The 10,518-nt window shown below is 55.8% G+C and carries 11 protein-coding genes and 1 pseudogene; 4 read left to right on the top strand and 8 right to left on the bottom strand.

Features of this window, described 5'->3' with window-relative positions; all coding sequences use genetic code 11:
• Window positions 1-9: 9 nt before the first annotated feature.
• The 7 genes from ACOTXF_RS21710 to ACOTXF_RS21680 all read right to left on the bottom strand — a co-directional run bounded on the left by ACOTXF_RS21710 (window position 10) and on the right by ACOTXF_RS21680 (window position 5,922).
• On the bottom strand, window positions 10-1,707 hold the full coding sequence (locus ACOTXF_RS21710; RefSeq protein WP_075208024.1) for a ShlB/FhaC/HecB family hemolysin secretion/activation protein: 1,698 nt from the start codon (window positions 1,705-1,707) through the stop codon (window positions 10-12).
• Between the two features lie 182 nt (window positions 1,708-1,889).
• Entirely contained in the window at window positions 1,890-2,843 is a 954-nt protein-coding gene (locus ACOTXF_RS21705) for a GlxA family transcriptional regulator (protein ID WP_045414812.1), read from the bottom strand.
• Window positions 2,844-2,869: 26 nt separating this feature from the next.
• On the bottom strand, window positions 2,870-3,649 hold the full coding sequence (locus ACOTXF_RS21700; protein ID WP_048962082.1) for an MBL fold metallo-hydrolase: 780 nt from the start codon (window positions 3,647-3,649) through the stop codon (window positions 2,870-2,872).
• Between the two features lie 122 nt (window positions 3,650-3,771).
• On the bottom strand, window positions 3,772-4,572 hold the full coding sequence (gene nlpA / locus ACOTXF_RS21695; protein WP_008500128.1) for a lipoprotein NlpA: 801 nt from the start codon (window positions 4,570-4,572) through the stop codon (window positions 3,772-3,774).
• Between the two features lie 139 nt (window positions 4,573-4,711).
• Window positions 4,712-5,110, bottom strand: coding sequence for a type II toxin-antitoxin system VapC family toxin (locus ACOTXF_RS21690; protein ID WP_023293716.1), 399 nt, complete (start codon window positions 5,108-5,110; stop codon window positions 4,712-4,714).
• Window positions 5,107-5,373, bottom strand: coding sequence for an antitoxin (locus tag ACOTXF_RS21685; RefSeq protein WP_045414808.1), 267 nt, complete (start codon window positions 5,371-5,373; stop codon window positions 5,107-5,109). Before ACOTXF_RS21685 ends, ACOTXF_RS21690 begins: the two co-directional genes overlap by 4 nt.
• Before the next feature lie 129 nt (window positions 5,374-5,502).
• Window positions 5,503-5,922 carry a GNAT family N-acetyltransferase gene (locus ACOTXF_RS21680; RefSeq protein WP_032654363.1) on the bottom strand — a complete coding sequence of 140 codons (420 nt, stop codon included), beginning with the start codon at window positions 5,920-5,922 and terminating at the stop codon, window positions 5,503-5,505.
• Window positions 5,923-6,063: 141 nt separating this feature from the next.
• Between ACOTXF_RS21680 and ACOTXF_RS21675 the strand changes: the two genes are divergently transcribed.
• A complete protein-coding gene (locus ACOTXF_RS21675) occupies window positions 6,064-6,360 on the top strand; it encodes a YicS family protein (RefSeq protein WP_021242704.1) in 297 nt (98 codons plus the stop codon).
• Between the two features lie 61 nt (window positions 6,361-6,421).
• Here the strand turns inward: ACOTXF_RS21675 and ACOTXF_RS21670 are convergent, their stop codons facing one another.
• Complete coding sequence (locus ACOTXF_RS21670) at window positions 6,422-7,372, bottom strand: LacI family DNA-binding transcriptional regulator (RefSeq protein WP_023293714.1); 951 nt, start codon at window positions 7,370-7,372, stop codon at window positions 6,422-6,424.
• A 293-nt stretch (window positions 7,373-7,665) separates the two neighbouring features.
• Here ACOTXF_RS21670 and ACOTXF_RS21665 point away from each other — a divergent pair, with 293 nt between their 5' ends.
• The 3 genes and pseudogenes from ACOTXF_RS21665 to ACOTXF_RS21655 all read left to right on the top strand — a co-directional run.
• Window positions 7,666-7,980 (top strand): PTS sugar transporter subunit IIB, encoded by a 315-nt coding sequence (locus ACOTXF_RS21665; protein ID WP_021242703.1) that lies wholly within the window; start codon window positions 7,666-7,668, stop codon window positions 7,978-7,980.
• An 11-nt stretch (window positions 7,981-7,991) separates the two neighbouring features.
• The gene (locus ACOTXF_RS21660) at window positions 7,992-9,320 is read left to right on the top strand and encodes a PTS sugar transporter subunit IIC (RefSeq protein ID WP_025910681.1); all 1,329 of its coding nucleotides are present in this window, start codon (window positions 7,992-7,994) and stop codon (window positions 9,318-9,320) included.
• A 17-nt stretch (window positions 9,321-9,337) separates the two neighbouring features.
• A pseudogene (locus ACOTXF_RS21655) lies at window positions 9,338-10,429 on the top strand (glycoside hydrolase family 1 protein); the annotation flags it as partial.
• Window positions 10,430-10,518: the final 89 nt, after the last annotated feature.

Raw genomic sequence — 10,518 nt, 5'->3', positions numbered from 1 at the left:
TAGAGTCTCTTAAAGCATGAAGGCAATGCGCCAGTTAACGCTCACATGATCCGGGCCGAGCCAGTCGGGGTAGTGCAGGGGCGTCCCGACCGAAATCTGGCTGCTGTACCCGCGCCCTGCGCTGTTCAGTCCCACCGAAGCGCCCCACAACGTGCCGGAGGCAAAGCGGTCCTGACGGTCTTTTTCCAGCCAGCCGCCGTCAACGGCGACCGTTGCGCTCACCGCGCCAATCACCGGAAGGGTGAAGAGGGAATATCCCAGCTCGTTGCGCCAGTAGCCGCCGTTGTCCCCGGACAGGTACTGCTCTTTAAAACCGCGCACGGAGCTTTCACCGCCGAGCGTCAGGCGCTCGGAACCGTACAGCCGGTCAGGCGACCACTGGCCGTAGGCGCTGGTCAGCCACCAGGCATTACGGGTAATCGGCCGCTGGAAGCTGGCGTTCAGGCTCCATTTACGGAATTCCGCGCGCGGCATATCCCCGGACTTATCTTCGTCGGTTTCGGCATTGAACCACGGCATGCCGTGGCTCCAAGTCGGGTTGAAGGTCGCCACGCCGCCCAGCATTTTTTGCGTGTGCGTAATGCCCAGAATCAGGCTGGAGAGGTTGCGCGTGCTGCTCTGAAGCGGCGCGTCGTTGAGCCAGTTGCGGCTGGATCGCTGAACCACGCCTGCCGCAATGCCGGTTTTCACCTCCCCGTTGCGGAAGACCACCCAGGACGCGTTAAGGCGGTGGGTTTTGGCATCGCCCGTGGAGAGCCAGTTGAATCCCTGGTTACTGATGGTGGTCCGGTAGTTACTCCAGGCGTAGCTGTAGTCCAGTAATCCGTAGCCAAACGGCACGCTGACGCCCGCCTGGAAATTCTGCGCATCGTACGCGCTGGCAAAATCACTGCTGCGCCCGCCGCTGACAAACCATTTATCCGCCAGCCCCAGCATATTATTGGCGGTGAGCACGCCGCTCAGCTGATCTTCGCCGGTACTCTTCTGCCCGCTATTATCCAGGCTTACCGATGCACTTAAGGGAAATTCCGGCTTTGCCGTAAGATTAACAATGGAATATCCGGCCTGCGTTCCCGGAAGAATTTCAATCTGAACCGGATCGGCGCGCAAACGGTTAATTTGCTCCATGCCCTGTTCGATGTCGCGTAAATTAAGGATGCCGCCCACCCGTCCCGGAAACGCCATTTTCAGAATACGCGGCGTTTCGCCTTCCAGACGGATCGCTTCCAGTCTGCCTTCCAGCACAACAATATTCAGCTGGCCGCCGGAGAGATCCTGCTCGGTAAGAAAAGCGCGGCTGGTGATATATCCCCGGCTGATATACCAGTCAGAAATATGGGCGAGAAGTTCCGTTATTTTCGCCATATCCAGACAGCGGCCCTGCCACGGCGCGACAAGGGTCTGCCGGGTTTTCGGGGAGATTAAGGTCGCACCGGAAAGGGTAATGGTATGAATGGTGAAACAGGGTCCGGAGCCGGAAACAGGCAGCGGTCTGGCGGGCGCGGGGCGAGGAATACTCCGCTCCAGCTCCTCACGCTGTTGCTGGTTCTGTAATAAAAGCTGCTGCTGTTGCTGTTGAATGGAATCGCGATCGGCTGGCGATAAAGGTGCAGCACTCACCCTCGCTGAAAAAAGCGAAAAGAATAAGATAGCAACGGCATAATTTACTAATGAAATTATTCTAATTTTTATTTCGGCGCTATTCATCCATGCCACAAAAATGTCCGCAATGATTATTTTTGTAATATAAGAGTTTTCTTAAAGCGAGTATATCTAATTTGAATTAGGGCTCCTAAAATTAATAGTTATTTCAGAAGAGTGAGAAGGATATTAAGAGAAAATAAGAAAGGATTTAACTCACCCTTAAATCTTGAGTTAGCCGTAATACACTAGGCATGAAGCCGAAACGTCTTTCGCCACTCCGCCGGACTCACCCCAAAACGCGCCTTAAACTGCTGTCGCCAGGTGACGGCGGAATTAAATCCCACCAGCTCAGCCACGCGTTCAATCGGCATATTTCCGGCTTCCAGCAGGATTTGGCTGCGCCGCAGGCGTTCGGCGGTCAGCCAGTTGGCGACGCTCATCCCTGTAGCGTTAACAAAATGACGAGTCAGGGTGCGGCGGCTCATCGAGACCACCTCAGCCAGCGAGTCCAGACTATGTTGTTCGGTGATGTGCTGCTGCAGGTAGTCGATCAGGCAGTTAATGCGTCCGTCGCGGGTATCTTTAGGCACCGGCTGGGCGATGAACTGCGCCTGCCCGCCCTCGCGGTGGGGCGGAACAATCATCCGGCGGGCAATCTGGTTAGCAACCACGCTGCCAAAGCGCTGGCGAATGATATACAGGCAGCAGTCGAGGGCTGCGGCAGTACCGGCGGAGGTGATGATATTGCCGTCATCCACGTAAAGGGCATTAATATCCAGCCGAACGTTCGGGAAGAGCGACTGAAACTGACGTTCGAACTCCCAGTGGGTGGCCGCACGTTTGCCGTCGAGGATCCCCGCCCAAGCCAGCACAAACGACCCCAGACACAGCCCGACGATTTCTGCGCCGCGGTCTCTCGCCTGTACCAGGCTGTCGAGCAGCGTCTGGGGCGGGCGTTCAAGAACGTGCTGCCAGTAGGGAACGACAACAATATCGGCCTGCCCAATGGCGGTAAAATCCTGCGTGGCGTTGAGGGCAAATCCGTCTTTTGAGGTGAGAAACCCTGGCGTTTCGGCGCAGATCGTCACGTTAAAGCGCTTTTCTCCGGAGACCGAGTCGCCAAACAGAATGCAGGGAACGGAGTAGTGGAACGGGCTGAACCCGTCTACTGCGACAATCGCGACGTTGACTAGCGACATTTGTCTCTCCTTTCCCTTTCAGACACTCAGAATATAACGGTTTCGCCATCCTCAGGAATACTCACCGCGTCACTCACCTGGTTGGCTTCTACGTACTCACGCAGCGCGCTGCGGGTCAACAGGCAGTGGTTAATGGCCTCCATATGGCTCGCCACAATGTTGGCCTGCGGCAGCAGGAAATGAACGTTAAGCACATCTTCCTGCCCCATAATAATGGGCCCAAAACCAATGACGTGGGCATAGCCGGCGTTCAGCACCACCACGTCCGGCTGGTGCTTTTGCAGATCGGCCGCCACCTCGTCACGCCAGACGGTATCCCCGGCAAGGTAGAGCGTCTTCTCATCAGGATGACGCAGCACCACGCCACAGGCTTCGCCCAGCCGCTCCGCCAGTTCGGGCACGGCGTATGCGCGATCGGTACCGTGCTGACCGCCGTGGGTTTTCGCTATCCGGATATCACCAAAGGTGGTTGCGTCGGTCATGACCGTCAGGTTGCTAAACCCCTGGCTCCGCAGGAGCGCGGCGTCACGGTCGTTTTGCACGTAGATCGGTTTGTCTTTGGCGATCAGCTCCGCCGCGGCGCGATCCCAGTGATCGTCATGGGTATGGGTGACGATCACCGCGTCGACGTCCAGCAGCGTTTTGACGTCTACGGGGAGTTCGACCGTCGGGTTACGGCGTTCGACATGGGCCGTGCCGGGGAAGCCCGGATAAGCGCCCTGCGGAGCCAGCATCGGGTCGATTAAAAAACGTTTTCCAGCGTAGGTAATCAGCTGGGTGGCGTTGCGAATGTGGGTGATGTTCATGGGCTATCCTCCGGTTGGTGTGATAAGGAGGATAGCCAGCCGTCGCGCGTCACGCTGTGGGTTAAAGGGCGATTACCGATGGAATCGGGCCAATTTTCGTCACCGCGCTTTATGCGGGTTCCTTACCAGCCCGGCACCGCCCCGCCGTTAAAGATCGTCTCCGCCGCTTTCGCCACTTCAGGCGACTGATACGACTGGATAAATTCCTTCACGTTCTCGGCATCTTTGTTGTCTTCGCGCGTCACCACGATGTTCACGTACGGCGAGTTTTTGTCTTCGATAAAGACGCTGTCATGCACCGGCGACAGCCCGGTTTGCTGGATATAGGTGGTGCTGATGATGGCGACATCCACTTTCGGGTCGTCCAGCACCCGCGGCAGCTGCGCCCCTTCAAGCTCCATGATTTTCAGCTGTTTAGGGTTGGCGGTAATATCCAGCGCCGTCGGCAGCAGCCCGGTGTCCGGCTTCAGGGTGATGAGCTTCTCTTTTTGCAGCAGCAGTAGCGCGCGGCCAAGGTTGGTCGGGTCGTTTGGAATGGCAATGGTTGCCCCGTCCTTCAGATCCGAGACGGATTTGATTTTGCGGGAATAGCCTGCCATCGGGAAGACAAAGGTGTTCGCCACGGCCACCAGCTTGTAGCCATGCGCCTTGTTATCCTCTGCAAGGAACGGGCGATGCTGGAAGACGTTGGCATCCAGTTCCCCCTGGTTGGTGGCATCGTTAGGCAACAGCGAGCCGCTGAAGCCCACCAGCTCCACGTCCAGGCCATATTTCTCTTTCGCCACCTTTTTGGCGACTTCCGCCACGTCCTGCTCGGCGCCATTGATGACGCCGACTTTAATGTGTTTGGCATCGCTGCCACTTTGATCGCACCCGGCCAGCAGCAGGCCAGCCAGTACCAGAGCACCCAATCGACGTTTCACAAGACAGTTCCTTTTGCTGAATGTTGTAGTGACTATATCGACAACGAGGCGGTGAAATAAAAACCGAAAAAGAATCAATAAGAAGGATAAGTTATATGCGGGTATGGCCGGGTGGCGCTGCACCACCGGGCATCAGGGATCACAACGTTGTCGTCCAGTCCTCGACGGCAAGCTCCTGCACCATTCTGAATGCACGATCGTTAGTAACGATCGTTGTTCCCCGACTGATAGCATGTGCAGCGATCAGTTGATCGAGATCCCCCATCACTTTCCCTTTCTTTTCCAGGGTTGCACGGAGTTCACCGTACGTTGCTGCGGCGTCGCTGTCCCAGTCGCAAATCGTGATGGTATTGAGAAACTCCCGGATTGTTTCTTTCAATCTACTGCTTTTCTTCTTGTCAGCACCATACAGCAATTCCGCTTCGGTAATGCTTGAGATACAAACGTCACCCGGCGCCAGACATGTCATTCTGCTTACAACCTCCGGGTGTCGTTTAAACAAGTGACTCACAATATTCGTATCCAGCATATGTCTCATGAGCATGCTCCATCCAGAGGGTCTCTTGTCGTAACACTCTGATTGCGTTCCTCCTTGCTCAAAAACGTATCTGGTACGTCCGTTTCTGCCAGCATGCGGAGAAAATTATCCCAGCTCTTTATTAGAACAGGTTTTGCCGCCAAAACGACATTCCCCTCCTCATCCCGTCGGATGTAGACGCTCTCCGTATCAAACGCGAATTCAGCAGGCAGCATAACGGCCTGATTCTGACCCTTTTTGAATAGTTTTGCTGTGCGTTCCATTGCTATCTCCATGGATGACTTGACCAGGCCAAAGCATGCGCCACGGCCCGAAAAGAAGACAAGCAACACGTTTTAAATTAGGAAAGCGGCTCGCAATAAATAGCAGAATGCATAATGACAGAAACGGGCTTAAAGGGCTTTCGCCAGGTAATGTCGCTGCATGCCCGGGTACGGATAATCCTGCAAAGACATCTGCAGCTGGTACCCCTGTTTTTCATAGAACGGACGCGCCTGGAAGCTGGCGGTATCCACCAGCGCGTGCTTGCAGCCTTTGCGTCTGGCTTCATCTTCCGCCGTTTTGATGAGCTGGCTGCCCACGCCGGATCCGCGTACGGCATCGCTCACCCAGAGAAAGTCGATATTCAGCCAGTCGCCTTTACGCACCCCAATGAGCCCGCCGAGCATGGTGCCGATGTCGTCCCGCACGTAAACGCCAATATCCCCGCTGAATGTGGAGAGATCCAGAAACTGCGCATTGTAGGCTCTCAGGCCGGTGAGTAACTCTTCTTTTTCCTGCGCCGTAACCGCATGAGTAATGCTCAGGTGCATATTTTTTCTCCTTGTTATCTGTGCCGTTTCACTATCTCACACACGCAACGTAGAGAAAATTCATACTTTCGGCTGGCGTCGCTACACTGAATGTAACGATATATTTCATGGGAAGCCTGTGACGTCAAAAGGGGGTTGTTGATGAAAGCTGCACACCTTGTCTGCCTGCTGGTTTGTCTGCTGTTCGCCGCGTTTGTCCATGCTCAGGAAAAGGACGATCCGGCGAAAGAGGCGCAGATTAAGCAACAGGTCCTGAAAGATATTAAGAAAACCTGTACGCCACAGAAAAAGCAGAGCGATAAGGCCTGGCAGGCGATGATTTTGTCATCAGAGGCCAATCAGCTGCTGATCAAAAATGCCGTTACCGCCGTGAAGCGTGACAACCTGGACGCCTACTGGGCGGCAATTGGTCAGGTGGATTGTATGGAAGATTATTGAGGGCTGGAAACGTGCTTCTCGCCGGGTGGCGGCTGCGCCTTACCCGGCCTACACAACATGTTTAACGCTTACGCACGTCTGGAATGATCAAATCCCCGCGCAGCACATACGAACCCAGCATCTGCGTTTTCTCCGTCAGCCAGCTCACGATACGCGCCGCCATGGCATCCATAGAATATTCAATCGCCGGGATCACCGGAATACCCGGCAGGTGCAGCGATCCGGCCAGGCTAAAGACCATAATGTCGTCCGGCACGGATTTATTAAACGCCTGCAGCTGCGGGATCACCCGCTGGGCTTCCTGCTCGTCCGCCACCAGCAGCGCGTTGAAGTTCAGCGTGCTGGCGTTATTCAGCAGCTCCTGTAGCGCAACGGACGACGAGGTCGCGTCCATGAACACAAGGTTGCGATTAAAGGGCAGGAAATTTTTCTCCAGCGCGTGCTTGTAGCCGAGCAGCACCTGGTCAGCAAAACCGCTGCCGTGCGGATGGATCAGGGCAATCTGGCGTCGCCCCTGGCTGGTCAGGTAGTTACAGGCGGTTTCGGCGGCAAAGGCGTGATCGAACTGGATGCTGTTGGAATTATCAGACTCCATGCAGTCCACCAGAATGACGTTGTCCATATCGACGTCCAGCGGGAAACGCGCGCCAATCACCAGGATGTCATCGCAAAGCCCGCAGGAGAGTTCCTCAAGAGCGTGCATCACTTCCGCTTTGCTGTGCGCGAAACGCAGCAGCAGGTGTTTTTGATGCTGGCTGAGCTGTTTTTCCAGCGCGTACAGGTAACCGGTGGTCTGGTTAATATTTTCCTGCGCGCAAATCACCCCGATACAGCCCGTCGACTGGCTCAGCAGCGACTGGGCAATCACGTTAGGCCGGTAGTTCAGCTCATCCACTGCCTTCAGAACGGCCTGACGGCTGGCTTCCTTTACGCCACGCGACCCACTCAACACTCGCGATACCGTGGCTTTAGACACCCCGGCAAGACGTGATACATCATTGATTGTCGACATCTCTTTCCCCTGGCAGGCTTACCTCGCGCCTGCAAATTCCATGACCGCTTCGGCTCACATTATAGCCAGAGCGGAGTATATCCGTTTCCGTTTTCCATGGAAACCGATTTTCCATTTCCATTCAAAATGATGTCAAAACAGCCAAATTATGTGACCTGCATCCGGTTAATTAGCCTCATAAGTATTGGATCTTGATGGTTGTCACAGTTCTGTCTTTTATGAATGGAAACCGGTTTCCGTATCATGTCCAATCATCCTCGCAATAACTTTTTACATTTAGAGGATGGTTGTCGATGTTCAAGATTATGCTGTGCTGCTCTGCCGGGATGTCCACCAGCCTGTTGGTCAGCAAAATGGTCGATGTCGCAAAAGAACGTGGTTTGTCGGTGAAGATTGATGCGTACGGTGTTTCCGAATTTGATACGCAGTTTCCGCAATACCAGGTGGTACTTCTCGGACCGCAAGTGAAATACATGTTACAGACACTCTCAGACAAGGCGGCGACGCATGGCATTCCGGTGCAGCCCATCGACATGATGGACTACGGCATGCAGCGTGGCGATAAAGTACTGGACTTTGCTCTGTCGCTCATCGAAGCGGCACACTAAAAGGTGTTCACATGAGTTCGTTATATCAATCCATGGTTGCGGTGATTGAGCAGTCAATTACCCCGCTGGCCGCGAAGCTCGGTCAGCAAAAGTACGTGATTGCCATCCGCGACGGCTTTACCGCCGCGCTGCCGTTTATGATCATCGGCTCGTTTATGCTGGTGTTCATCTTTCCGCCGTTCTCGGCGGATACCACTAACAGCTTCGCCCGCGGCTGGCTGGATTTCTCCCAGACTTACCGCGAACAGCTGATGCTGCCGTTTAACCTCAGCATGGGCGTGATGACCTTCTTCATCTCGGTAGGGATTGGGGCGAGCCTGGGGCGTCAGTTTAACCTCGACCCGGTGATGTCCGGCCTGCTGGCCTTTATGGCCTTCCTGCTGGTCGCCGCGCCGTATGCCGACGGCAAAATCTCAACCCAGTACCTCTCCGGCCAGGGCATCTTCACCGCGCTGATCGCCGCCATTTACTCAACCCGCGTGTACGCCTGGCTGAAGCAGAACAACGTCACCATCCGCCTGCCGAAGGAAGTGCCCACCGGCGTGGCGCGTTCGTTTGAGATCCTGATCCCGGTGATGGTGGTGATCGGCACGCTGCACCCGCTGAACCTGTTCATTGAAGCGCAGACCGGGATGATTATCCCGCAGGCGATCATGCACCTGCTGGAGCCGCTGGTGTCCGCGTCTGACTCCCTGCCCGCCATTCTGCTCTCCGTGCTGCTGTGCCAGATCTTCTGGTTCGCGGGTATCCACGGCTCGCTGATTGTTACCGGCATCATGAACCCGTTCTGGATGGCGAACCTCTCGGCAAACCAGGCGGCACTGGCCGCAGGCGCGGCGCTGCCGCACGTTTATCTGCAGGGTTTCTGGGATCACTACCTGCTGATTGGCGGCGTCGGTTCCACCCTGCCGCTGGCATTCCTTCTGCTGCGCAGCCGCGTTACCCACCTGCGCACCATCGGCAAAATGGGCGTGGTGCCAAGCTTCTTTAACATCAATGAACCCATTCTGTTCGGCGCGCCGATCATCATGAACCCGATGCTGTTTATCCCGTTCGTGTTCGTTCCGCTGGTCAACGCCTGCCTGGCGTACGGCGCCACGAAGCTCGGCTGGCTGGCACAGGTGGTCTCGTTAACCCCGTGGACTACGCCCGCGCCGATTGGCGCCTCGTGGGCGGCGAACTGGGCGCTGAGCCCGGTGGTAATGTGCCTCGTCTGCATGGTGATGTCGGCGCTGATGTACCTGCCGTTCCTGCGCGCCTATGAGCGTACGCTGATTAAAAACGAAGAGCAGAAAGCCCAGGCTGCAACCGTGGGTGCCGCTGAAGCCACAAGCAATTAAGTCAAAGAGGAAGGGTCATGAAATACGCATTTCCCGATAACTTCTGGTGGGGCAGCGCAAGCTCCGCTCTCCAGACGGAAGGGACACGAGAGGGTGAAACCACGTGGGACTACTGGTTTGCCCGCGAGCCGAACCGTTTTCACAACGGCGTGGGGCCGCAGCACACCTCCACGTTTTATCAGCACTGGAAAACGGACATTCAGCTGTTAAAACAGCTGAACCACAACAGCTTTCGTACCTCGATTAGCTGGGCGCGCCTGATCCCCGACGGTATCGGTGAAGTGAACCCGGACGCGGTCGATTTTTATAATCAGGTCATTGATGAGCTGAATGAACAGGGCATCACGCCGTTTATCACCCTGTTCCATTTCGACATGCCGATGGCGATGCAGGAAATTGGCGGCTGGGAAAACCGTGACGTAGTGGACGCGTACGCCCGCTATGCGCAGATTTGCTTCGAGCTGTTCGGCGACCGCGTGCTGCACTGGTTTACCTTCAACGAGCCGATCGTGCCGGTGGAAGGCGGTTATCTGTACGACTTCCACTACCCCAACATAGTGGATTTCCGCCGGGCGGCCACCGTGGCGTATCACACGGTGCTGGCCCATGCGAAGGCGGTTCAGGCCTACCGCGCCGGGCACTACGCGGGGGAGATCGGCATCGTGCTGAACCTGACGCCGTCGTATCCGCGTTCGCAGAACCCGGCAGACGTGAAGGCGGCGCACGTTGCGGATCTGATGTTTAACCGCAGCTTCCTCGACCCGGTCCTGCGCGGCGAATACCCGGCCGATCTGGTGGCGCTGCTGAAATCTTACGACCAGCTGCCCGCCTGCAAGCCGGAAGACGGTTTCCTGATTGCGGAAGGGAAAATCGACCTGCTCGGCATTAACTACTATCAGCCGCGTCGCGTGAAGTGTCGCGACAGCGCGGTGAACCCGCAGGCGCCGTTTATGCCGGAATGGTTCTTTGATAGCTACGAGATGCCGGGCCGCAAGATGAACCCCTACCGCGGCTGGGAAATCTACGCGCCAGGTATTTACGATATTCTGATTAACCTGCGCGACAATTACGGCAACCCCCGCTGCTTTATTTCTGAAAACGGCATGGGTAATGGTGCCAACTTACTGATTTAGTGTATGATGGTGTTTTTGAGGTGCGCCAGTGGCTTCTGTTTCTATCAGCTGTCCCTCCTGTTCAG

This window comes from Enterobacter cloacae complex sp. IR53041, assembly GCF_049238285.1.
Lineage (GTDB): Bacteria > Pseudomonadota > Gammaproteobacteria > Enterobacterales > Enterobacteriaceae > Enterobacter > Enterobacter roggenkampii.
This window is presented reverse-complemented; position numbering and strand designations above follow the sequence as displayed.

Excerpts from the sequence above, each read along its gene's own strand:
- ACOTXF_RS21710 (WP_075208024.1), bottom strand. The coding sequence starts at position 1,707 with ATGAATAGCGCCGAAATAAAAATTAGAATAATTTCATTAGTAAATTAT.
- ACOTXF_RS21705 (WP_045414812.1), bottom strand. The coding sequence starts at position 2,843 with ATGTCGCTAGTCAACGTCGCGATTGTCGCAGTAGACGGGTTCAGCCCG.
- ACOTXF_RS21700 (WP_048962082.1), bottom strand. The coding sequence starts at position 3,649 with ATGAACATCACCCACATTCGCAACGCCACCCAGCTGATTACCTACGCT.
- ACOTXF_RS21690 (WP_023293716.1), bottom strand. The coding sequence starts at position 5,110 with ATGAGACATATGCTGGATACGAATATTGTGAGTCACTTGTTTAAACGA.
- ACOTXF_RS21685 (WP_045414808.1), bottom strand. The coding sequence starts at position 5,373 with ATGGAACGCACAGCAAAACTATTCAAAAAGGGTCAGAATCAGGCCGTT.
- ACOTXF_RS21680 (WP_032654363.1), bottom strand. The coding sequence starts at position 5,922 with ATGCACCTGAGCATTACTCATGCGGTTACGGCGCAGGAAAAAGAAGAG.
- ACOTXF_RS21675 (WP_021242704.1), top strand. The coding sequence starts at position 6,064 with ATGAAAGCTGCACACCTTGTCTGCCTGCTGGTTTGTCTGCTGTTCGCC.
- ACOTXF_RS21670 (WP_023293714.1), bottom strand. The coding sequence starts at position 7,372 with ATGTCGACAATCAATGATGTATCACGTCTTGCCGGGGTGTCTAAAGCC.
- ACOTXF_RS21665 (WP_021242703.1), top strand. The coding sequence starts at position 7,666 with ATGTTCAAGATTATGCTGTGCTGCTCTGCCGGGATGTCCACCAGCCTG.
- ACOTXF_RS21660 (WP_025910681.1), top strand. The coding sequence starts at position 7,992 with ATGAGTTCGTTATATCAATCCATGGTTGCGGTGATTGAGCAGTCAATT.